The following is a 24,801-nucleotide window of genomic DNA, read 5'->3' as shown; positions in this document are numbered from 1 at the left end:
GTTTTATGACAAGCACTATAATAAATTTAAAAATTTTTTTTTACAAAATACTCATCTTTTGAATATAATATGATACTTTATGTCCAATATATCTAAGTTTTGATGTTCTTCTATTTTTTTTCAAAAAATATTGACATTTTTTTTATAATAATATATCATTATAAGTGGTTATTGACCATATAACCTCTCATAAATTCTCAATACCCTTTTATACCATAGTTGAAAGATGGAAACCCACCATCTTTCTTTTTTTATGTTTTATTTTCTATAAAAAATAAAACTCCGATATATATATCGAAGTTTATACACTACTTGGAAATACTAACTGCACCGTTTTTGTTAGTACATCTGAATAGCTGTAAGTCACTTTCCTTTGGGTGTCATCTTTTAATCTAATAACAAAAATGTTGTGATATACACTATCAATTACTCCATCATTAACTAATATCTTTTTTCTTCCTCCATTAGCTTTAAGAGTAACCTTTTGCCCTAAGTGTTTACTTATATCACTTTTTATGGTGGCAATGGTATTAGTGTTTTCCATATTAAACACCCTCTTTCCAATTTATATTATATCATAATATAAATATTTGTCAAATAAAATTTTAATTTTATCACCTATTATGGCACTTGTCAATAAATATTATAAATAAAATATTAAGATATTTTTAGTATCTGTTTATTTTATTATTTTTATTCGTATATTTTCTAGAATTTATCAATAAATTCTTTATATTTAACTATTCAGTTATACTTTTCTTTTTATTCTTTTTTTATATTTGATTTAAATATAAATAACACTTATAAAAAAAAGAATCTATATGAAATTTAATTAGTAATTTTGATATAGATTCTTTTTTGTTAAAAAATAAATTAGATATATGGCGATTTAGGATATCCTTCTCTATATTTGCCACGTGTTTGTAATCCACCTACACCTTTAATTCCTGTTATTGTATTTTCAATAACATCTGTTATAGATATTACCTTATCAATTCGTGTATATGCGATTTTTTCGCACACAAATACTGGATCTAAACAGTGTATAAGTACTCTGCTAGGAGATGAAGCGAAATTTGCTCCAACATCCAATATTCTTTCATAGCAACTTTGGCAGGCTCCTGCAAAAATCACCAATTCATCATAGCTTGAATTATAATTTCTTAGATTCTCAACAGATTTCAAAAAATATTTTGAATTCCTATAATTATTTAAATCCAAATAATCTTTCGGTTCTTTAATTACACTGTCATGGCCAGTAAGAACTACTATATCCGGCTTTACTTCCTTAACTAAATCTACTATAACATCAGGTTGCTCATTCTCTGGTATAGCTTTTCCTATGGCATCTAATGATAGTTGCTTATATACCTTTAAGCATGTCTCCATATATTCACTGTCTCCATCAACATGTAGGATTTTCCCTGGCCTTCCAAACATCAATTCATCTTTATTTTTTATTTTGGGGGCTTTTTCAACTTTGTCTCTAAGTTCTCCTCTAAAAACCATCGCTTTATTTATCGCTTCGCTTACTCTTGTATTTAAGATTTTATCCTTAGATCCAATATCATTCTTATTACCTTCTTTAATTTCTTCTAAATCCTCAATTGCAGAATCAGCTATTATTCTTATATTAATTCCCTTTAAGATAAAATTTTTCTCTCCATTTTTATATTTAATATCTATAATTTTAAACGTTACATCCTTACCATAAGAGCGTCTTACAACAATATCTCCTATATCCATTATATTACTCCTAAATATATTATTCATTTTATAATATGGAAATTATCATCAAAGGTTTCACAGTATATGCTTATAAATAACTTTCTCTGTAAAATATTATTTAAATAAATAATAATCCTTATAACTTACAATACAGTAAGTTAATAAGGATTATATCTTTATTACTATATGTTATACTCACTTTTAAACTTTTCTAGGAATTTTAAGAATAATTCCTGTTCTTCAACTATTCCATTTAGTTTACCTGCAAAAGTATTTTGTGCCCAATTAACCTCATTATAATAGTATCTATTAGCAAGCCTCCAATATCTTTGCGGAAATTGAAGATACGCAAATAAAACTTTATATTCATCTTTTGATAGTTTTGAGACAGAATTATATTCTTCAAGAATAGCGGCTGCGAAATCAAAATTCCAGTCAACTCTTTTTAAAACCTTTATCATGAAGTTGCTGATATCAAACATTCTAACTTCTCTTTTACAATAGTCGAAATCTATAACATATACATCCTTATTAGGACTCAAAATTATATTATGATAGGTATAATCATGGTGACAAAAGCTCTTATCTACTTCTGCTATTGCACATAATTCATAATATGCTGAACTTTTTAATGTATCTAACGCCTTTTTACCAATTTCCTTATAAAAGTCCATCGATTGTATATACGCTATATCAAAATCATTCTTTATATTCTTCTTTCTAACCATATCCCTCATCTTATCAAATGATTTTATTCTTTTTTCCATTAAGTGAGGCCATCTTCCAAGATCACTTTTAAGCTTAGAATTTTCAGGTGGGTCATACCCCTTTGAAGCCTCATGGAGCTCTGCTAATGTTTTAGCAGCCATCTTTACTTCCTCTATGTTGTGAAAGTCACACTCTTTCCCATCTAGCCATTCTGATAAAGTATATAAATCCTCGTTTACTAATGCATAAGGTTCATCATCTATATTCAAATAATATTTGTCCAAATTAGTAAAACCGTTTTTAGCAAGATGTTCTTTTGCCCCATAAACAAACAATAATTTTTGTGGTCCATAATTTATTTTCTTTAAACATCTCTCACCCTTATCAGTTTTGAGATAATAAACACCTTTATTGGCCTTAAGTTTTTCTATCTTTATATCAAACTGCCTCTCAATTTCAAATTCTCTCATCATACTCTCTCACCTCCTGTATATTTATATGTGAATTATTTTTCTTTTATTAACAATTTTTCTATTCTTTTAATATAATACATTAAGATAAATACTTTGAAAGGGTTTAGTGATGAAAATAGGAATAGATGGTAGGGCTGCTAAATGGTACAGAGGTACGGGCATTGGCACATACACTCATGAATTAATAAGAAGCCTTAATAACACTGACTCCATCAACGATTATTTAGTTTTTATGCCAGAATGTGATTCATTAAATAATCTAAATGAAAATTTTAGAATCCAGTCTGTTGAATCAGTATGTTCTGAAAACTTTTGGGAAAATGTAAAAGTCCCTAACATCTTAAATAGCATTGATATAGAGCTTTATCATATCCCTCAAAACGGAGTTGGACTTTCAGAAAACATTGAATGCAAAAAAGTTATTACATTACATGATATTATTCCACTCAGAATGCCTGAAACGGTTAGTGATAGATATCTTAAAATTTTTAACGAAGAACTTCCAAAAATAATTGACCTTTGTGATGGAATAATTACAGTATCAGAGTTTTCAAAAACTGACATTGCAAAAGAATTTAACTTTCCTTTAGAAAAAATATTCGTAACACCTTTGGCTGCTGAAAAAATTTATAAACCTTTGAGTAAATGTAGGAGCAAAACCTTTATAACAAATAAATATGGAATTGAAGAAGATTTTATACTTTATGTTGGAGGATTTAGTCCTAGAAAAAATATTCTTGGATTAATAGAAGCATACTCTAGGCTCCCCTCAAAGTTAACGGATAATTTCAAATTAGTTATAACAGGTAGAAAAGGTCCTGCATATGAAATGTATAAATCTAGAACTGAAGAACTTAAAATTGCTGATAAAGTTATATTTACAGACTTCATTCCATTGCAAGATATGCCTCTATTTTATAATGCAGCAGAAGTTTTAGTATATCCTTCTTTTTATGAAGGATTTGGACTACCTCCAATAGAAGCAATGGCCTGTGGAACACCAGTTATAGCTTCTAATGTTACATCCCTTCCTGAGGTATGTTATGAGTCTGCTTTATTAATCGATCCAAATGATATAGATCTATTGTCATACGATATAGAAAGAGTTCTAAGCAACAGCTTGCTAAAACTCACAATGGTTAAAAAAAGTTTGACTCGTAGTAATGATTTTTCCTGGGATAAAACAGCTACTAAAACAATAAACGCTTATAAATCAATAATAGAAGATGCTTCACCTAATAAATAAGTGACGTAGAATCAGAGTTTAGTGGATAACAACCGAAATTCAATATATGATAGGCTCGATTGTAGGGAAATTTCAGCTAAAAATTCTAATGGCAGAGGCTGCACCCAAAAATGTTTGCTCCAAAAAGCAAGTTTTTGGACAAACAATTTTGGAACAGCCTCTGCCAAAGAATTTAAAAGCCAAAATTTCCAATACAATACTACGCCTATTCATATATTGAATTTCTTTGTTTTTTTCTAAAATAATAGAAATCTAATTTATGTTTTGAGTATTATTCAATGCCTACAAATATATATGACTAGGTATTTCATTTATTTATGATATGCCATTTTTTAAGGATAAGATATTAACTTTTTAAATCTTTAACATCTATAAATAATTATTTTTGAATCTTAAATATGATTATATTTATAGCAGCATAACACCGGTACTATAATTTAGATGAAACAAAGAAAAGAAACTCTCTTGTTGTGCGGAGAATTGCATTCAAAAAATGAGCTTTAGAATTCTTGCATGTAGACTTGTTCCACAATTGTTTGTCCAAGGTATATTAAAGGAAACATCTTCATAAGTAGATGAAGATGGGCTATAATGCTAAGTTCATACCTCACTAAGCATTATATGCCTTGGAGCAAACAGTTGTGGATGCAAGTCTGCATGTTTGAATTCTTAGCTTATTTTTTGTAGCAATCGAGCATAACATGAGAGCTTCTTTTCGGGTATTATCATATAAACTTACTACGTCCCTTATTTATTTTGTGAGACATCTTTATTTAGCATTTTATTATAAGTTTCTAAAAATTCATATCTAAAGCTTTCATTATCTAGTTTTCCTAATAATCTATTTAAAAACACATCATAATCCCAAGACTTTCTTTTATTATAATAATCATCTACTATTGAATAAAAATCTCTTGGAAATTCTATTAGAATCCCCAAAACTTCTTTTTCTTCTAATGATAATTTATTAATCTTTTCATATGAATTTATTTCAAGAATCATCTTATTTATATCAAAGGCCACATTTTTTATTGATTTTAATATAAAATCTGCTATATCTATAACCCTCAGATCTATAGTCATAAAGTCAAAGTCTAATATATTGACATCTCTATCATTAATAAGAAAATTATGATATGCCAAATCATTATGACATATTGAAATCTTGTCTTCCATATTTCTCAAACTGATATAGGAGCTTTTCTCTAGCTTATTATTTACATTAACTATCTCATCCAAATATTTGTCCACATTTTCCATAAATAATGTGTCAAACTGATTTTTATATTTGTATTTACTAACCATTTCCTTCAAATTGCATAAATTATCGTATGACATTGTGAATTTATCTTTTAAAGAAATATCCATCATGTTTTTAGAGTATTTTTTTTCTAAATATTCCTTAAGGCCATTTGATGCATTATGGAGCATTGCAAGATTTTCTGCACAAAGTTCAATTTCGATAGGGTTAGAAAAAGTCGCTTCTCTTCCTTGTAATAAATCCATTACAACGTATAAATTACCTTTCCATTGTATATAATTTAAACTATTTTTTAATTTATCAAAAGCAATAACATTATTATATTTCTTTTTTATATAATCTAAAGAGTCACTTATTATATTAATCCTATCTATATCATAATTTACTTTTTTTAATATTTTATTTCCTTCATCTGTATATAATAAGAAAACTTTTCTAAGTGGAACAACATCATTTATCTTAATTCCTAATTCTTTAAAAAAGTCTAAACTCAAATCATATTCACATAAAGTATTTTTATGTGCATATTTTATTTTTTTCATTTACTCACTCCTAACAAACTAAATCTCTATTTTCGAATATCCCTAAATTCATATTTCATTATTTTTTCAAATTCAATAGAATATTCTTCATATGTTTTATTGCTTTTAGCTTGCCTGTAGCGTTCCCAATTTTTTAAGAAATCTCTAGGATATATACATAATCCTTTTAAATAATTAATACTGCCATATGCTAAATGTGATGCTCTCACAAACAAATCTATTACTTCATTTTCATCTATATATAAATTTTTCTTCTGTATCTTCTTTATATACTTATACAAATCTTCTTCAATTAAGTTATATGAAATCCCCTTTAATGAACCTATTTCTAATTGTTCATTTTCTTTTCTTAGATTTCCATCATCAACTCTTCCTAAGCATATTTCTTTTCTATTCATACTTCTATTTATGATGCTTAGATAATTATCATCATAAATCTTATCTAAAGCTACACTAGCTTGATTTATCATATTCTTTCCTTCAAATATTAAAAATTTATCTATATCATTTTTATTTGTTTTCATAATCAGTTCGTTATAATCACGCTTTATTCTTTTTAATTGAACCTTATATCCTTCAACTTCTCTTCCTATCTTGCTTTCTATCCTGCTTAATCCGTCAAATTCACATTTCATCAATATTTTATGAATATCTATAATTAAATTAATTTGTCCCTTAATATCTTTTATATTAAAATCCTTTTTATGAGAAAAATATTTATTCGTAACATTTACATTTTCTTTATTTAGATTTTCAGTTATCATTATTACATCTATTTTAATCTCCTCCTTTAAAGTAAGTATCAATAAACTCTTCCCTGTCTTTAATATCATCTAAATATTTCTCAAGCTTATTAATAAAAAACTCCTCACCCCAAGGTTGCTGTTCCCAATATACTTGTATACCTAACTGCCAGAAACATTGTGGGAATCTAATAAATTCTCTAATTAAAGGCAATTCATAATTCTGTATATCATTTGCTTCTCTATATGATTCTAGTATTAAATCTGCTTTTTCTTTTTCCCACTTTCCATCTTTCATACTTCTGATCAATAGTGAAGATAAATCATGTAAATGTGAATCCAATATACAATAATCGAAATCTATAACATTAAAATTCCCATCATCATCAACAAGTATATTGTGATGTGCATAATCATGATGGCAAAAACCACCTTTAAATACTTCTTTCTGCATAGATTCAAAATAATTATTTCTACTAAGTCCTAATATACTTTCTTCCGCTCTCTTTATTTCTAAGTTAATATTTTCTAAGTATAATAAATCAAAATCAGATTTATATGCCTTTTGATTTATTCTTTTCTTAAAATCAAGTATCTCATCTCTTCTTGTACTAAAAACCTTTTCCCATGAAAACCACCCTATTCTTGGCTTCATCTTACGGTCTAATCTAAAATTTTTACTACATTCATGAAATTCTCCTAATTTAGTAGATATCCTACTTAATTCTATAGGATTATCATAATTACTTACTCTTGATGGTATCCATTTTGTCAAATAAACATACTTTCCATCCAAGCTACCGTATTCTTTATTGTCCTTATTTAAAATAAACTGAGGTATATTTTTGAATTGATTTTTCTGTAGATGCTTCATTGCAGATAAAATAAAATAGAAGTGAGAAAATTCATAGTTAATTACTTTAAGACAATACCCCCTATCCTCAGTGATTACCCTATAGCTGTTTTTCACTTTTTCTACATCTTTTACATTTAAACTATAATTTTTTTCAATATAATCCTTAATTCTAATTGTATCTATACATTCTTTCATAAATATTCCCACTAAAAATTATTCTTTTTATTATATGTCTATAAATATTTTATTGTGATTTATAATCACCAAAATAAAACCAGATTAATATTCTATACTAATGATATTATTTATGAGGTGTTTTATGAAGATTGCTATAGATGCACGTGGTGCTACCTTATATGAGGGTACAGGAATTGGTACTTATACAAATAATCTTCTCTCTGAGCTTCTATCATTATCTTCATCTAATGAATATACTTTATTTTGCTGTGGAAAATTTAATAATAAATTTGACTCTCAAAATTCTAATATAATATATTCATCTGGTAGACATGGTGGATTTTATGAGAACTGTTATATACCTAAAAAATTGAAAGATTTGGACGTCAAATTATATCATATTCCTCAAAACGGAATTGGTTTCGACTTTGATTCTGATATACCAACCATAGTTACTATCCACGATTTGATTCCATATCTTATGCCTGAAACAGTAGGAAAAGGATATTTAGAACGTTTCCTTCGAGACATGCCTAGAATAATACGAAATGCTTCTGGTATTTTAACTGTATCAGAATATTCAAAAAAAGACATATTAAAATATTTTAGTTTTTATCCTGAAGAGAAAATATTTGTAACTCCACTTGCAGCTAATTCAAACTATAAACCATTAGATAAATTAAAATGCAAAGCATTTATCAATAAAAAATATAATTTTGATAGTTCTTATATACTATATTTAGGAGGATTTAGTGCACGAAAAAATGTCTTTGGGTTAATAAACTCATTTGGAAATATATATAAATATTTAAATAATGAATATAAATTATTAATTGGTGGCTCATTAAAGGATGAAGGTGAAAAATTATTTAAATTTGTAAAAGATAAAGGCTTGCAAGATAAAATAATATTTTGTGGATTTGTTGAAGATAATATTTTACCTATTATTTATAATGGATGTGATACTTTTGTATACCCTTCATATTATGAAGGATTTGGTCTTCCACCACTAGAAGCAATGAGTTGTGGCGTACCAGTTATAACATCTAATATATCATCTATTCCAGAGGTCACTTCTGATAATGCACTTCTTATAGATCCTTATGATGATGATGACTTATCAGATAAGCTAGCATGCCTTCTTAATGATGATAATTTAAGACTTTCTCTTTCTAAAAAAGGATATGAGAGAAGTTTAAATTTTAGTTGGAACAAAACTGCACTTAATACACTAAATGCTTATGAGAAAATTTATGATCTTCTCGGAAAGTAAAAGAAGACTTTGGATAGTATCAAAATCCAAAGTCTTCTTTTATCTCTAAATATTTATTATAATCATTAATGGTATATGCCTTTTCTTCAATATTGCTTAATACGATTAATGGATTCTGACCATTAAAGTTATCAATAGGATTTTGTATATCCTTATCTTTATAAGTATATAGATAGCTTGAGAAAAAGTCTCCTGAACTTATATAATTTACAGTTTCTTTATTATTACTTAATACAAATATAATAAATTTATCAATTAATTTACTATTATCATTTTTTGTGTTCAATACATATAATTCTGTTCCTTTAGATGAGAAAAATTTATTTTTTCCTAGTCCATTGCTTGGAGGCGTAACTATTCTCCATTTCTCATCTGAATCAAGAGTTTCCTTTAGTCCATTAATTGATGATATCTTTCCTAGATATTCTTTATTGTTACTTCTATTTAAAATATTATTGTTATCTAATGCCTCTAACTGTGAATTTACATCTTCTTTTACTTTGTCTTTTTCCTTATCTAAATTTTGCATTATCAATAGATCTAATAAATCATAATAATCCTGATTAGTTGCATTTAATATTTTTACACTTTTATTACTTTTATTGTATATATCATTTCCAATTCTAATTACATCATCCCATGTGTTAAAATCATCACTTTTATACCCATATTCCTCTAACAAATCCTCTCTTAAATATAATCCCAGAGGTCTAGATGTTAACGGTACTCCTATTATTTTATTATTATCTTTAACTTGTTTAAGCCTATATGATGAAAAATTATTTGAATACACAGATAAAATTGTTTCGTCAGGATTATAATAATTAAATTTATCTAATCCTAATTTACTAAGCTCATATTCACTTGCTTCAAATATTTTTACATCATTTGATTTATCATTTTCCAAACTACTTTTTAATGAATTATAATCATCAATCTTATTAACACTAATACTAACTTTTTCATTAGACTCCATAAAGTTATTAGCACATTCCATTAAATAATTGTATGTATTCTCACTTGCCCAGATCTGTATAGTTCCCCTTACCTTATCATTTTTATTTGGTTCATTTAAATTTATGCTTATAATTACTATTAGAAATGCAATAAAAAAAATAATTCCATACCTAATTTTATTTTTCATAATTTATTTATACCTCAACCTTTATTTTCATATTTAAGAAATATAATCGCAATAATAACGCCAATTATTCCGCATAATAGCTTAGTTATCACATATACATTAAGCATACTTGGTTCAACTCCCGCAACATAACCAAGCTGCCCTCCAAATACATATGCTCCTCCTACTGAAAAAGCTGAACATATCACCTTTCCTTTGTAGTCTAATTTTTCAAAACTATCGAAAATAATTATTGCAGATGCCAAACTTCCTATTAATGCTAATATTGAGTCTTGATTTATTTTGACTCTACTTTCTATAAATTTTAGATACTTATTTAGAGCCTTTTTTATAAACTCAATCATTACATATGCTCCGCTCAAGAAGATAGCTATCTTTCCAACTGTTAATAGTACTTCCTGAATAGGCATTATATTCTTTAAAAGCTCTACCCCACATATAGATTTAACACCTTGAACTATTATTCCTATCATTCCTATGAATCTTATTATTTTTCCCAATAAATTGAATATAAAAACTGTCTGGCTTGTTTTAAATAGTATTCCCATTCCAATAAAGATTGATAATAAAATTATAGGAAGCAGATTATATATTATTTTTATAATTGATATTTTTAGCATCAAACCACCAACAAACAATCCTATTGGCATAGCAATAATACCACATAATATTCCCTTAAATAAACTATCAAGTTCTTCTTTCTTTACTAAGCCAATAGAAAGCGGAAGTGTAAAACTTATGGTACATCCTAATATGGATGATATTAATATACCTGAAAATATTCTCATGCTACTATCATTCGCTAAATTTGAACATAAATTATATCCTCCCATATCTACTGCTATTATGCTACCTAAAAAAATCGATGGATCTATCAATATTTTATTAGATATGGTTATTAGTACATTACTAATCTGATCTAATAAAAATGGAGTTAGCGACAGTATACCTATCATTGATAAAGCTAATGACCCCATGGATTTTATTCCAGCTTCAAATGATGAACCTAATTTAAATCTATTATCTTCTATATAATCAATAGCACCTATTACGAAAAATATAGACACTATGTATAACAATATACTTTCCATATATCCCCCTGTTTTATTAGCAGACTATTATTTTCAATAAATTAAGTATAACATAAAAAGTTCTCTTTAAAAGAGAACTTTTTATATTATATCAACTATACTGTTCTATTTTCACCTGCAGTTATTAATTAATCGTCACAGTCCTCATTACGAGAATTACGTCTTGAATTTCTTCCTTGAACACCTATGCATTTTCCTTCATAGCAAGATGCATTAATAGGTTCATATCTGATTGTTATATTATCTTTATAAATCTTCAACATATATTTTTGATTTGGACATAAAGGTCCTAACAAAAATTGTCCAAATTGATCTGTAAAAGTGTGAGTTAAAGGAACTAATCCTTTGTTACATACTTGTAATAATTTAACTACTGCATCAGCTACTGGATCTCCATTTTCATCAAGGATAGTTCCATAGATAACGCTTCTTCTTTCTTTATTTATTCTAATAACTGCATCAATTTGCTCATTTTCCTTTGGACATATAGAACATACGCTTACTCTTCCGCTCATTATTTTTACCTCCAAGTGTTTATTTATATTCATAAAATATGAATATATAATGGATTTTGTGAATAAGATTATTATTCTTCCATTTGATATTAATATATTCACTTTAACACTTATTGTGTAAAAAAATATAAAATTTATATTTGAAGAGATTTATAAATTTTATATGACATCTTTAACTATTAGCTATATGTTTGAAAATTTCTCATAAACTTCTACTATTTCTCTTGCTATATCAATAAATAGCATGACTGTCATTAGATGATCTTCGCCATGCATTAATAATAATGATATTTCATTATTCTCTTTCTCTTTTTCCCCTTGAATGATTGAACTTTGAGAATTATGTGCGTACCCTAGTTCTTCATTAGCTTTTTGTATCAATTTTTTAGCTTTTATATAATCATTGCTCTTTGCTGATGAAATTGCTTCCGCAGCATACATTCTAGCCTCTCCCGTATGCATTATCAAATTTAAAACCGTTTCTTCCATAATCTTCTCCCCTTTATTCCATAATACTAATTTTTTCCATAAAATGCAATAGAGTATATATTTTATACTCTAAAATATATACTCTATAATTTAATATAAGATTTTATTTACCTTCTTCTAATGTAACATTCAATTTGACATTCTTTCCATTTCTAACAACTTCAAGTCCTAAAGTATCTCCAGCATTTTTTGTTTGTTTAATTTCTTTTAATTTGTCAAGTGTAGTAGCAGATTTTCCATCGCATTTTACGATTATGTCTCCAACTTTTAATCCACCTTTTTCAGCTGGTGAAAATTCATCTACTGAGACTACATAAATACCTTCTTCTAAATCATATTGTTTTGCTGTATTAGCATCAATATCTCTTACTTTAATACCCAAATTTAATATAGGTTTTGATAAATCATCTATCTTATTTTTAACTTCATTTATTGGAATTGCAAAACCAATTCCTTCCACACTTGTACTTCCTGCTTGAGTTCCTATTTTCATTGAATTAATTCCTATAACTTCACCATTTGTATTTACTAATGGGCCACCGCTATTTCCTGGATTAATAGCAGCATCAGTTTGAATTAAATTAACACTCTCACCATTTTCAGTAGTTACTGTTCTATTACTTCCACTAATAACTCCTTTTGTAAGAGTCTGTGCGAAGTTTTTAGAAAGTGGAGTTCCTATTGCTATAACCTCAGCACCTGGATAAATTGCATCTGAATCACCTAGCTCTGCTACTGCAGGTACTTTAGTTCCTTCTTTAAGTTTTAACATTGCGATATCCTTTGTTTCTTCATAATTAACAACTGTTGCTGGGACTTCATCTCCTGTACTAAGTGTTACAGTAACTTCTGTTGCACCCTTTATTACATGATAATTGGTCAATATATATCCTTCTTCGTTGATTATAAATCCTGATCCTATTCCCTCTACTTCTTGTTCTTGACTAAAGAAGCCATAATTTACATCTTGAAGTCCTTTAGTAGAAACAATAACTACTGCTGGTGCAACTTTATTAAAAGCATCTGCTGCTGACATAGCATTATTGGTACTTGATACAAATGATTGAGGTACATAATTTGTTGTTTTTGAATTAAAACTTGATCTATTACTTCCAATCATAGAATAAGTTATTGCACTTCCAATAATTCCACCTATAAGAGATATTAAAATGCCTCCTGCAATGGTTCCAAATATTCTAGCACCTCTTCTTTTTTTCTTCTTCTTAGGCTCTTTTTCATCAAAGCAACTTCTCCACGCTACTTGCTCTCCGTCTAATACTGGAGAAGATTCAACATCTATAAAATTATTATCCTCTCTATTATTCATGCTAAAATCCTCCTATCTCAATAAATTCATCTTTTATTAAATTACAAGTTTTTTATAAAAATATAAATTTGAAAAACTTATGTTTATAATTACTTTATAATGTAAGTATAGAGTTATTATGTGTCAAACCAATGACAATATTTCATTGAAATAAAATAATTTTTAAATAATAAACTCCCTCTAATTGAGGGAGCCTATCATTCTTTATGGTTCATCTTTTGAATTTTCTTAGTATCTTTCAATACACTGCTTATACCATTTACTACTGTTTCAGGATCGGCCATAGAAAATGGAGTTTGTGTATCTTTATGTTTATATACGGTCGTAAACTTTTCATCACCCATCTTTTCAAGAATATTTTCTTTATCTTGACTTATTATATATAAAGGTTTATTAGACAAAAGTCCATCAGACTGACTATTTGAATTTATATTGTATAAATTCCCCAACTCATTTGAAACAGCCTGCCTATAATTTTTCTTATTTTTAAGTGCTGAAAATTCTTCTAATTTACTTTCTAATATATTTTCTTCAAAATATTTATTTTCTAATGTTAAACCAACCTTATCTAATATTGATGTTAATAAAAAATTCGAACCAACACTCTCTATCTTACTTCTATAATATTTAAATCTAATACTCTTTTTAAATTCATCACTAGCTGCTTTTTCTTCACTAATTGGATCTATTAAAACAACTGCTGCAACTGAGTCTGGATACTCAGCAGCAAAATTAGTCATAACTAAACTTCCATACTCTTCTCCAACAAGTATATAAGGGGCAGATGCACCTGATTTCTTTAAAAGGTTTTTCAAATCTTCTGCTTGCTCCTTAGGAGTTCTGGCATTGCCGCCATCATTGAAACCATATCCTCTACGATTATATACAAATGTTTGAACATCCTCTTTTTCTTCTAGTACATCACAAACCTTATCCCATTCAAACATAGTATTTCCTATGCCACCATCAAAGACAACAGTATATTCTCCACCGCCTTTTAATTTATATTCCATTCTCTTTCCATCTACACGAACATACTTAAATTTTGATTTTAATCTAGTATTATCAATTAGATTTATACATTGTTGAATTACTAATCCTGCAAGCAATAAAGATAATATACCAATAACAATTCTTTTTACTATTATGACCAAACCAACTTTTTCCTTTTTCATTTTATATAATCCATTAGAATGTGGTAGTAAATTCATATGCCTCACCTAGCCTTCAACTAATTTTAAATTTGGTTTAGCGTTGATATCTAAATTACCTTCTAATTTTTTATCATAATTAAAATATGCTGCACTCGCTATCATAGCAGCATTATCAGTACATAATATAGGTGATGGAAATAGTATCTTTATTCCCCTTTTCTCACCTTCTGTTATTAATCTTTCTCTTAAACAACTATTTGATGCAACTCCTCCTGCTATAGCAATTTTATTAACCTTTTCCATTTTACAAGTTAAAAAAACATTATCAGATAATACATCTACTATTGCTTTTTGAAAAGATGCCGCAACATCAGCTTTATTTACTTCTATATTCTGCATCTTAGCTTTATTTAAATAATTAAGAACAGCTGATTTAACTCCACTAAAAGAAAAATCTAATGTTTGTTCGTGGAACTTTGCCTTAGGAAATTCTATTGCATTCTCATTTCCTTCTTTAGCTAGTTTATCAATTTTAGGTCCTCCTGGATATCCAAGACCTAATGCTCTTGCCACTTTATCATATGCTTCCCCTGCTGCATCATCTCTTGTCTGACCTATAACTTCAAATTTATCATAATCTTTAACATATACTATAAAAGTATGCCCTCCAGAAACCACTAAAGAAACAAATGGTGGTTCTAAATCTTTATGTTCAATAAAGTTAGCGCATATGTGCCCTTGTATATGATTAACAGGTATAAGTGGTTTTTTAGATCCTAGTGAAAGACCTTTAGCATACTGCAATCCTACTAAAAGCGCACCTACAAGGCCTGGTCCATATGTAACTCCTATTGCATCTACATCTTCTAATGTCAAATCCGCTTCTTTTAATGCTGCTTTTACTACACCATCAACAGCCTCAATATGCATTCTTGATGCAACTTCTGGTACTACACCGCCAAATTTTTTATGAGTATCAATTTGAGATGCTATGACATTAGAAAGAACATTTCTTCCATCAACAACTATTGCTGCTGCTGTCTCATCACAGCTAGATTCAATTCCTAAAATTATTTTTTTCTCCATTAATTTATACCTCTTTTATTAATCTATATTAATAACTATAAAATTTCATTTTTAAATTATCTAAATAAAATATACTCTATTACGAAATAATATTAAATATTTTATTTTCTAACACTAAAATATTATACTTTATATATATATCATTATCAAATTCTTATTATTGTATAAATTAAATATATATTGTATATTTTACTTAGAAAATGAACTTAAGGAGTATTTTAATGACTAATTACGCTAAAGTTATTGTTAAAGGGTCACCAATAACTAAATCAAATTTTAAATTACATAACACCAACGGACGTGCTATACTGCCTGATAATTCTGGTAGTTATCATGATAGATATGCAATATATGAACAAGAAATAGCACTGATTGCAAGGAGTCAAAATCCTGATATTGTTTTTACAGAAAGTTTAATTGCCGTTTTAAAAGTTTATTATAAAAGTGAAAAACGTCATCCTGATACTATAAATATTACTAAGAGTATATTTGATGGAATAGAAAAAAGCGGACTTATAGTTAATGATGCTCAAATTACAAAAATTATTACTGAAGAGTATTATGATAAAGAAAATCCTAGATTTGAATTGGAGCTATTTTCCGAAAGCCAATATGATTTAAATTTTCATATCAATAAAAAAATTAATCCTAGTAAACCAAAACTTTATACTTCACTAAAGAAAACTATTAATAAATTAAAAAAGAAAAATGATAATATTGAAGAAAATTTATCTTCTGAAAATAAATGTAGCATTTGTAATAAAATCATTATCACAAATGACTATATTACAGCAGATAATAAAAAGACTATAATATGTAAAAATTGTTTTAAAAAATTATTTTAAAAAGGATATGATTACTATGAATACTTCAACTGATATTGTCTTCTTTGGTGATAGCTTAACTTTTGGATATGGTGTTAAAAAACAAGATTGCTGGGTCAATAAAATTATTATGACATGTAATCTCAAAGGAATCAACAGTGGGTGTAATGGAGATACTACGGCATCAATGCTTTCAAGATATGATAAAGATGTCTTGTCGTATAATCCATCTAAAATTTTTATAATGGCTGGAACAAATGATCTTATGATGGGGAGAAGTGTAAAATCAATTATAGCAAATATTGAATTGATGATTAAAGATGCCCTCTCATTAAATCATAAAGTAGTAGTTGGTATTCCCCCAGTGATCTTAGGAGACATGGCATATTTATTGTTTTCTCAGTGCTCAATTTATGATTATGTTGAAAAGGAACTCCCTAATTTAAGAAGTTCCCTAATTGAATTATGTTCTAAACATAATATTTCATATATAGACTTTTACAATCTTACTTTAAATAAGCCAGATTTATATCTAGATGGTATTCATTTAAATTCTAAAGGTAATCTTTCTATGTATGAAGCTTCCATTGACTACTTTATTTAATATCAAAAGGTGCAGCTAATTAGTGTAATTTGATTTTATATAGTTAGCTGCCTGTTCACCACATTCTATACCATTATTATCTTTAAGGGCAAATGCCTTTTCTCCATACACTACATTTCCACATGCAAATACCCCATTTTGAGATGTACTATAATCTTTACTTATAGTAATTAAATTCTCATCTGGCATTAATATTTTTGCTTTTTTTGCTAAAGCATCGTCTGGTTCAAAGTTAACTGTTAATAATAATGCATCGCATTCAATCTCAGATACTGAATTATCTTTCAAATTCTTAATCTTCACTTTTTGTATTCTATCTTTTCCACTTACTTCAATAATTTTTGAAGAATCGACTATAGGTATATTAAAACCTTCAATAATATCTTTTATTTCTTCATTTATTATTTCATCACAACTTTTTTCAAGGACAACACATTTAACATTTCCACCTTCTATTAATAATCTTCTAGCTAAAATAAATCCCCATTTATTCTTGGCTAATATAATGCTATTTCTTCCTGGAAGATATCCTTCAAAATTTATAATTCTATGAGCTTCTCCAACTGTTTGTATTCCTACAAGCTTCTTAGTCACAAGCATTATATCTCCAAAATATCTTTCTTTAGCACCCATTGCAAATATTACTGCTGTTCCCTTCACATCAGTTACTCCGTCTTCCGAATTTACATATGTGATTATGTTATCCTCTGTTATATTTAATGCTGTTGTATTTAAAAGAACATCTATACTACTTTTATCTATACTTTCATCTATATATTCTATATATTCAGGACCAGTAACTTCTTTTCCTAATATCTTCTTTCCAAATCCATTATGTATAAATTGGTTTATAAGTCCACCTACAAACTCCTCTCTTTCAATTAATAATATATTTTTTATTCCTTTATTAGCTGCTCCAATAGCCGCTGTCATTCCTGCTATACCGGCTCCAATTACTATAAGATCATAGCTCTTCATTTCCTATCCTCCAAAACTTTTTCTAATTTTCTCTATATTTCTTTATATTTATATAAGATTTTATTAATAAACAATTAATTTACTTTGAAGTATTTATAAATTACATATATAATTATATTATAACTATTTTTTTAATAAATTTATTGAATGGTGGTAAATATGGGTATTAATTTTAACATGCATTTATTTTCATTAATTCTTTATGGTTCTGGTATTCTAGGAATTCTTATATCATTTTTATTTATAATTCTAGCAATAAAAAAGAACACAAAAACATCTTCAGTATTAGTAGTAATAATGTTTGTTCTTTCAATAACATTATTGACAAGTGGGACATGCTTTAAATTAGTCGATAGAAAAAAATCATCTTCTAATGATATTGTTATAGAAAATTTAAATTCAGAAAATAATCTCGAAAGTATTGAATCTAAAAAACCTTCATATGATGATTTAAAACTTAATTATAAATTGGGTTCATCATATAATGATTCACAAAAGTCCGCTAATATTACTATTAAGAATTCATCTGATTCTACATTTTCTGGTGAAATAAATCTTGATTTTATAAGTCTAAATGACCAGAACCTAGATTCATTAACTCTAAAAGTTAAAAATCTTTTACCTAAGAAATCATATACTTCAGATGCAATTGTTAATAATCAAGTTTCAAAAATAAAATATTCATTCTCCGGTGAATTTAATAATAGCGAAAATATACAATCACCTTATTCTATAAGTAAAATTTCTACTGGCAATAATTTCGTAAGAATTAATGTTTTAGTTAATGATACTTCTAAAGATCATTTAGAACAAATTTGTAATGTTATTGCCTCAGAATATATGAATACAAATTTTAAAGGCATCTTAATTTATTTCTATTCTGAAAATGCCTCTAAAGATCTTAATTTTGAAAACGTAGTTGCTGATTACTATTTAAATATCAGTACTAAAACTTCAAAGTTTACTTATTATTAAAATTAAATTTTCCACTTTAGATTATTTCAAAACAATCTAAAGTGGATTTTTTTCTATCTATATAATTAACTTTTTATTTTCCAGCAATTGATAATTCTTTTACTATAATTGAAGGAGAGCCTATGCTGCTCATAGGGAATTTCAAATCGCATCCTACTTCTTCTATATCTTTTAATAATGTAAAGAAATTTCCCGCTATTGTTATTTGCTCAACTGGGAATGTCTTTTTACCATTCTCTATCATAAACCCCTTAGCTGCTAGTGAAAAATCTCCTGTTACAGAACTTGCTCCTGAATGGAGTCCAGCAAATTCTGTTATAATAACTCCATCTTTCACAATTTCACATAATTCATCAAATGTTTTTTCACCTGGCTTAATATAAAAGTTTGTTTCACTTACACCAACTGTAGATGCATATGAACTCTTAAATCCATTTCCTGTAGACTTAACTCCTGCCTTATTAGCAGTTTTTAAATTATATAGTAATGTATTTAACTTACCATTTGTAACAATTTCTTTAGTATATGTTGCAACTCCCTCATCATCAAATGAACAAGTTCCAAGACCATCCTTTAAATGTGGATCATCAATTAAAGTTACAATATCAGATGCTATTATTTCGCCTTCTTTACCTTGTAATAAAGATAATCCCTTTTGTGCCTGTTCTGAATTAAATATTGAAGAAAATGTTCCAAGTAATGAAACCATAGCTTCATTATTTATTATTATTTTATAATTTCCTGAAGGTATACTCTTACCTCCAATTCTTGAAGTAGCTTCTTCAATTGCCTGCTTAGCTAATTCATCTGGTTTTATATCATCTAATTTTTGTGCCAATACATATCCCATACCATCATATTTTTCTCCATCTGCCTCAATGATAGGAATTACATATGCACTTAAACTATTTCTTTCATTTTTCAAATTAAGTCCTTTAGAATTTATTATTCCATATGTTGATTTTCCATAACCTATTGCACAACTACTAAAATTTATTACTTTATCACATTGTTTTTTACATTCTTTTTCCATTTGAAGAGCTAATTCTATATATTTATCTGGATTAATACCTTCGAGTTCTTTCTTAAAACAATCAATTTCTTTATATTCCTTATCTCCCTCATATATAAATTTAACATCATCATTCTCTATAGTAAGCGCAGCACTTTTTGCATTTTCTATAAGTGTCTTTATAGCTTCTTCATCTAAAATTTCACTATAAGAATATCCCATTTTACCATTTATTTTTCCTCTAAATGAAAGGCCAAAAGCAGTATTTAATTTATATTTTTCAACTTCGCCTTCATAAATATTTATGCTTAAGCTTTCTCCATCAGCATAATATATTTCATATTCTTCAAATCCAGCCTTATTAGCTTCTTCAAATAGTTTCTCTTTAAATAAATTAAACTCCATTTTTATCTACCTCCCACTGTCATTTTTTTAACTCTAATCATAGGCTGACCTACATTAGTTGGGATACTTCCTGATGAGGAACCACACATACCTTGAGCTAATTCTAAATTATTTCCAACCATATCTATATCCATAAGGACTTCACTGCCTTTTCCAATTAGGCTGGCTCCTCTAACTGGCTCTTGTATAACTCCATTTTTAACTAAGTATCCTTCTTGAACAGCAAAGTTAAATTCACCAGTAACAGGGTTTACAGAGCCTCCCCCTAGTTTCTTAGCATATAAACCATCATCTATAGACTTGATTATATCATCTGGATTATCAGTTCCAGCTGCAATATAGGTATTAGTCATTCTTGATGTAGGCTGATATTTATAACTTTGTCTTCTTGAGCTGCCTGTTGCTTCCATCTTCATACGTCTAGCATTCAATTTGTCTATCATATATCCTTTTAATATTCCATTTTCAATTAGCACATTCTTTTGAGTTTTATTTCCTTCATCATCTATATTTAATGATCCCCATGCATTTGGAATAGTTCCATCATCAATTGCAGTTACTTTGGTTGATGCAATCTGCTCACCTAATTTATTTGCAAAAACTGAATTTCCTTTAGCTACTGCTGTAGCTTCTAAAGCATGACCACATGCTTCATGGAATATAACTCCTCCAAAGCCATTATCAATTGCAACAGTCATATTTCCAGCAGGACAATTCTTTGCATGAAGCATAGTATGAGCAATTCGTGCAGCTTCTTTTCCATGATATGCTGGATCTATTTTATCGAACATTTCTATTCCCATACATCTTCCTGGACCTTCAAATCCTGTTTGGTTTTCATCTCCTTTTGAAGCTATAGCACTAACACCTAATCTAGTTCTAACCCTTTTATCTTCTATATATAATCCTTCACTATTTGCTATTAATATATTTTGTTCTTTATCTGCATAGCTTGCAACTACTTGGGATATTTCATTACTGAAACTTTTTGCCGCATTATATGCTTCTCTAGCTATCTTTATTTTTCTTTCGTAAGATGTATCTTTAGGATAATATATTATTGGATGTATACTATTTATTTTTCTTTCATTTAATACTATACTTATGTCTTCTTTTACTTCTCCTAAAGCTAATGCAGCCTTATAAGCTGTTTCTAATAGACTTTCTAAACTATTATTATTTGTATAAGCATAAACACTCTTAAACCCTTTGAATATTCTTATTCCTATACCATAAGTTCTACCACCTATAGCATCATCAACCTTTCCATCAACTAATGATATGGAATTGCTGATTGAATCATCTTCAAATATTTCTGCAAAGTCTCCATCTGTTACTAAACACTTGGCGAGAACTTTTGATGCAACATCTTTTGATAACATAAACTCCCATTATAAGCATAATCGTATATATTGCTTATAATGGTCTTCACCTCCTCATTTTTAATTAATATATTGGGATATCGCACAAACTAGAATTTGTAATGTAAATATAAAGCATTACGAATTATTAAGTGCAACAGCCCCATTACTTATATTTCTTTATTATTAATAATATATAAATAGATTTATAAAATATCTATACTAATGTATATTTTACCTTATCAATTTTATATACTAATATTTTATCATTTGTTAATGCTATATTCTATTATTTAATATATTTTAGTTTCGTATAAATATGTGGCTCTATCTAGCACACATTTATATTATTAGTATATCTTACTTATCGTATAGTTCTAAATTCATATCCATTATCTTTCAAATATTTTATTACCATTGGAAGTGCTTTTACAGTTTCTTCTTTACTATATGTATCATGCATTAAAATAATTGCTTTTTCTTTATCTCCTAATGTTTTAATAACATTATCTAAAAGCTCATCAGCATTTTTCTTTTTTCCCTCCGCATCTTTTGAAAGTGAATTCCAATCAACCTGATAATATTGATTACTCTTTAAAACTTTATCTAAGCATTTCATATTTTTCCACGACATATGTCCGCCAGGACATCTTATTACTCTTGTTGAAAACTTATCGCCTAAGACTCCCTTTAATATAGAATTTGTTTTTTCAATATCACTAATAAAATTATATACATTTACGCTGCTATTAGGATATAAATAATCATAATTATGTGAATATGTATGATTTCCTATAGAATGTCCTTCTCGAGCCATACGCTTTATTATTTGCTGATTTTTTTCACTTCCTTCAACAGATCTTCCTATAACAAAAAATGTGGCCTTTATATTTTCTTCTTTCAATATATCTAATATTCTACATGTAATTGTTTCTGATGGTCCATCATCAAAAGTTAGATATGCCACTTTTCTTCCATCTGCGCCTTTAGGCATTTCTCCTATACTCTGTTCATATAGATATTGTGATAACAATGATATATCATCTGCAAACGGATCTCCTTCATACGAAAAATAGTTTTTAATATTTTCAGACTTATCTTGCTTTACTTTAGAGTTGTTTTCACTTAATGAATTATTTTCTGTCATTTCAGTTGTAACTTCATTCCCTGCATATACTTTTATAATGAAATAATTATTATAACAAAGAAAACTTATTAAATTTATGCAGATAATTATTGTGATTTTCATTTGATTTAAACTTATTTTTCTTTTCATTTCACTTACCCCATATAAAATAGATTTTTTATAATATATTTTAATAATAGTTTCTACATATTCTTAATAGATATGTGGATAAGTTTAATTTTCTTAAATATTTTTTCAGCGCATTCTGGATTTTCTGAGCAAGCCTTTGAAAAGTACAGACGCATATAATTTATTTTTTATTCTTTAGGCATTATGATTACTCTATTACAATATTCTCAAAAATAACTTACTCATAGATTCTCCATCAATATAATTTTCTAAAGAATAAAAAATACAAGTCATTAATTTAATAACTTGTACATCTAATATCACTTTATAGTTCTAAATTCATATCCTTGCTCTTTTAAATAATCTATTATTTCTGGTAAAGCCTTTGCCGTTTCTTCCTTTCCATAATTATCATGCATTAATATAACTGCCTTTTCTCTTCCAGATACACTTGATTTTACTTCTTCTAATAATTGCTCTGATGATTTATATCCACCTTCGGCATCTTTAGACAGTGAATTCCAATCAATATGATAATATCCTTTTTCTTTTAATATATCATTTATTCCATCTTTATCTTTCCAAGACATATATCCGCCTGGAAACCTAATAGCTCTAACAACAAAGTCTTCACCCAATACAGCTTTTATTGATTTATTTGCTTTTTCTATATCGTCCATAAAATTTTCTACATTTATTATTCTATTTGGATATAGATAACTATAATTATGTGAATATGTATGATTTCCTATAGAATGTCCTTCTGAAACTTCTCTTTTTAATATGTTTTTTGATTCTTCGCTAGAATCTATTGAATTACCTAAGACAAAAAAAGTAGCTTTTACATTTTCTGCTTTTAATATATCTAATATTTTAGGAGTCACAGTTTCTGATGGTCCATCATCAAAGGTTAAATACACAACCTTCTTTCCATCTGCTCCATCTGGCATTAATCCCATTTGTTGTTGATAAAGATACTTTTCTAAAAATGCAACATCATCTGCATGTGAATCTTTACTTATATCTTCATCTGATGATTTACTCTCTCCACCAAAACTTGTTTCTGCATTTGCAGTGGCTAAATTCCTGAATAATTTTAATGCTATATTAGCACTAACTCCCATCACAATAATTCCCAAAAGCATGAACAATATAATAAAATTAAACATATATCTATTCTTTTTCCGAATCATTTTATTTCTATTAGATCTTGTTCCCATTTTTAGAAACCCCCATAATGTTATGAAATAAATAATTCATAAATTTTTGTATATAAATATCTATAAAACAAAAAAAGCCGATACAATCGACTATGAATATAAAAAAAATGGCTCCGCGAAGAGGACTCGAACCTCCAACCTATCGGTTAACAGCCGAGTGCTCCACCATTGAGCTATCGCGGAACATTGTTTTGAAAGAATTTTATTCCTTCAAAATTGCATATAATCATGTATTACAACTTAATATTGGTCAAGCCCTCGACCTATTAGTATCAGTCAGCTAAATACGTTACCGCACTTACACCTCTGACCTATCAACCTTGTAGTCTTCAAGGGGTCTTACTAGCTTATGCT

The 24,801-nt window shown here is 27.8% G+C and carries 23 protein-coding genes, 1 tRNA gene and 1 rRNA gene; 5 read left to right on the top strand and 20 right to left on the bottom strand.

Annotated features, from left to right (window positions below; genetic code table 11):
• Positions 1-301 precede the first annotated feature (301 nt).
• The 3 genes from BN2920_RS03595 to BN2920_RS03585 all read right to left on the bottom strand — a co-directional run bounded on the left by BN2920_RS03595 (position 302) and on the right by BN2920_RS03585 (position 2,909).
• On the bottom strand, positions 302-544 hold the full coding sequence (locus BN2920_RS03595; RefSeq protein ID WP_058293667.1) for a Veg family protein: 243 nt from the start codon (positions 542-544) through the stop codon (positions 302-304).
• 329 nt (positions 545-873) lie between these two features.
• Entirely contained in the window at positions 874-1,746 is an 873-nt protein-coding gene (gene yabG / locus BN2920_RS03590) for a sporulation peptidase YabG (RefSeq protein WP_058293666.1), read from the bottom strand.
• A gap of 164 nt (positions 1,747-1,910) precedes the next feature.
• Complete coding sequence (locus BN2920_RS03585; RefSeq protein WP_058293665.1) at positions 1,911-2,909, bottom strand: CotS family spore coat protein; 999 nt, start codon at positions 2,907-2,909, stop codon at positions 1,911-1,913.
• 109 nt (positions 2,910-3,018) lie between these two features.
• Between BN2920_RS03585 and BN2920_RS03580 the strand changes: the two genes are divergently transcribed.
• On the top strand, positions 3,019-4,155 hold the full coding sequence (locus BN2920_RS03580) for a glycosyltransferase family 4 protein (protein ID WP_058293664.1): 1,137 nt from the start codon (positions 3,019-3,021) through the stop codon (positions 4,153-4,155).
• 747 nt (positions 4,156-4,902) lie between these two features.
• Here BN2920_RS03580 and BN2920_RS03575 read toward each other — a convergent pair.
• Genes BN2920_RS03575 through BN2920_RS03565 form a run of 3 tightly spaced genes read right to left on the bottom strand, consistent with a single transcriptional unit; the run spans position 4,903 to position 7,752 of the window.
• Positions 4,903-5,958, bottom strand: a complete 1,056-nt coding sequence (locus BN2920_RS03575; protein WP_058293663.1) for a CotS family spore coat protein — start codon at positions 5,956-5,958, stop codon at positions 4,903-4,905.
• 26 nt (positions 5,959-5,984) lie between these two features.
• The gene (locus BN2920_RS03570; RefSeq protein WP_172437858.1) at positions 5,985-6,722 is read right to left on the bottom strand and encodes a spore coat protein; all 738 of its coding nucleotides are present in this window, start codon (positions 6,720-6,722) and stop codon (positions 5,985-5,987) included.
• A 13-nt stretch (positions 6,723-6,735) separates the two neighbouring features.
• Entirely contained in the window at positions 6,736-7,752 is a 1,017-nt protein-coding gene (locus BN2920_RS03565; RefSeq protein WP_058293661.1) for a CotS family spore coat protein, read from the bottom strand.
• Between the two features lie 124 nt (positions 7,753-7,876).
• Here BN2920_RS03565 and BN2920_RS03560 point away from each other — a divergent pair, with 124 nt between their 5' ends.
• Entirely contained in the window at positions 7,877-9,007 is a 1,131-nt protein-coding gene (locus BN2920_RS03560; protein ID WP_058293660.1) for a glycosyltransferase family 4 protein, read from the top strand.
• Between the two features lie 19 nt (positions 9,008-9,026).
• Here BN2920_RS03560 and BN2920_RS03555 read toward each other — a convergent pair whose 3' ends face one another.
• The 7 genes from BN2920_RS03555 to tsaD all read right to left on the bottom strand — a co-directional run bounded on the left by BN2920_RS03555 (position 9,027) and on the right by tsaD (position 15,813).
• Entirely contained in the window at positions 9,027-10,151 is a 1,125-nt protein-coding gene (locus BN2920_RS03555; RefSeq protein WP_058293659.1) for an ABC transporter substrate-binding protein, read from the bottom strand.
• 14 nt (positions 10,152-10,165) lie between these two features.
• Positions 10,166-11,242, bottom strand: coding sequence for an ethanolamine utilization protein EutH (gene eutH, locus BN2920_RS03550; protein ID WP_058293658.1), 1,077 nt, complete (start codon positions 11,240-11,242; stop codon positions 10,166-10,168).
• Between the two features lie 128 nt (positions 11,243-11,370).
• Complete coding sequence (locus BN2920_RS03545; protein WP_058293657.1) at positions 11,371-11,757, bottom strand: carboxypeptidase-like regulatory domain-containing protein; 387 nt, start codon at positions 11,755-11,757, stop codon at positions 11,371-11,373.
• Between the two features lie 183 nt (positions 11,758-11,940).
• Positions 11,941-12,246 carry a PTS sugar transporter subunit IIA gene (locus tag BN2920_RS03540; RefSeq protein ID WP_058293656.1) on the bottom strand — a complete coding sequence of 102 codons (306 nt, stop codon included), beginning with the start codon at positions 12,244-12,246 and terminating at the stop codon, positions 11,941-11,943.
• Between the two features lie 103 nt (positions 12,247-12,349).
• Positions 12,350-13,573, bottom strand: coding sequence for a S1C family serine protease (locus tag BN2920_RS03535; protein ID WP_058293655.1), 1,224 nt, complete (start codon positions 13,571-13,573; stop codon positions 12,350-12,352).
• A gap of 197 nt (positions 13,574-13,770) precedes the next feature.
• Complete coding sequence (locus tag BN2920_RS03530) at positions 13,771-14,784, bottom strand: alpha/beta hydrolase (protein ID WP_058293654.1); 1,014 nt, start codon at positions 14,782-14,784, stop codon at positions 13,771-13,773.
• Positions 14,785-14,793: 9 nt separating this feature from the next.
• Complete coding sequence (gene tsaD, locus BN2920_RS03525) at positions 14,794-15,813, bottom strand: tRNA (adenosine(37)-N6)-threonylcarbamoyltransferase complex transferase subunit TsaD (protein WP_058293653.1); 1,020 nt, start codon at positions 15,811-15,813, stop codon at positions 14,794-14,796.
• A gap of 221 nt (positions 15,814-16,034) precedes the next feature.
• Between tsaD and BN2920_RS03520 the strand changes: the two genes are divergently transcribed.
• Both BN2920_RS03520 and BN2920_RS03515 read left to right on the top strand, forming a co-directional pair.
• On the top strand, positions 16,035-16,658 hold the full coding sequence (locus BN2920_RS03520; protein ID WP_058293652.1) for a RusA family crossover junction endodeoxyribonuclease: 624 nt from the start codon (positions 16,035-16,037) through the stop codon (positions 16,656-16,658).
• Between the two features lie 16 nt (positions 16,659-16,674).
• Positions 16,675-17,241, top strand: a complete 567-nt coding sequence (locus BN2920_RS03515) for a GDSL-type esterase/lipase family protein (RefSeq protein ID WP_058293651.1) — start codon at positions 16,675-16,677, stop codon at positions 17,239-17,241.
• 15 nt (positions 17,242-17,256) lie between these two features.
• On the opposite strand, the gene BN2920_RS03510 is transcribed toward BN2920_RS03515, so the two are convergent.
• Positions 17,257-18,219: an NAD(P)/FAD-dependent oxidoreductase gene (locus BN2920_RS03510; RefSeq protein ID WP_058293650.1), complete on the bottom strand. Its 963-nt coding sequence runs from the start codon at positions 18,217-18,219 to the stop codon at positions 17,257-17,259.
• A 159-nt stretch (positions 18,220-18,378) separates the two neighbouring features.
• On the opposite strand from BN2920_RS03510, the gene BN2920_RS03505 reads away from it, so the two are divergent.
• Positions 18,379-19,194 (top strand): hypothetical protein, encoded by an 816-nt coding sequence (locus tag BN2920_RS03505; protein WP_058293649.1) that lies wholly within the window; start codon positions 18,379-18,381, stop codon positions 19,192-19,194.
• A 73-nt stretch (positions 19,195-19,267) separates the two neighbouring features.
• Here BN2920_RS03505 and BN2920_RS03500 read toward each other — a convergent pair whose 3' ends face one another.
• The 6 genes from BN2920_RS03500 to BN2920_RS03475 all read right to left on the bottom strand — a co-directional run.
• Positions 19,268-20,611: a TldD/PmbA family protein gene (locus BN2920_RS03500; protein ID WP_058293648.1), complete on the bottom strand. Its 1,344-nt coding sequence runs from the start codon at positions 20,609-20,611 to the stop codon at positions 19,268-19,270.
• Between the two features lie 2 nt (positions 20,612-20,613).
• Positions 20,614-21,993, bottom strand: coding sequence for a TldD/PmbA family protein (locus BN2920_RS03495; RefSeq protein WP_058293647.1), 1,380 nt, complete (start codon positions 21,991-21,993; stop codon positions 20,614-20,616).
• Positions 21,994-22,336: 343 nt separating this feature from the next.
• Complete coding sequence (locus tag BN2920_RS03490; RefSeq protein WP_058293646.1) at positions 22,337-23,248, bottom strand: polysaccharide deacetylase family protein; 912 nt, start codon at positions 23,246-23,248, stop codon at positions 22,337-22,339.
• 299 nt (positions 23,249-23,547) lie between these two features.
• Positions 23,548-24,447 carry a polysaccharide deacetylase family protein gene (locus tag BN2920_RS03485; RefSeq protein ID WP_058293645.1) on the bottom strand — a complete coding sequence of 300 codons (900 nt, stop codon included), beginning with the start codon at positions 24,445-24,447 and terminating at the stop codon, positions 23,548-23,550.
• A gap of 108 nt (positions 24,448-24,555) precedes the next feature.
• A tRNA-Asn gene (locus BN2920_RS03480) sits at positions 24,556-24,630 on the bottom strand.
• Between the two features lie 63 nt (positions 24,631-24,693).
• Positions 24,694-24,801 (bottom strand): 23S ribosomal RNA (locus BN2920_RS03475); the annotation flags it as partial.

This window comes from Clostridium neonatale, from assembly GCF_001458595.1.
Lineage (GTDB): Bacteria > Bacillota > Clostridia > Clostridiales > Clostridiaceae > Clostridium > Clostridium neonatale.
This window is presented reverse-complemented; position numbering and strand designations above follow the sequence as displayed.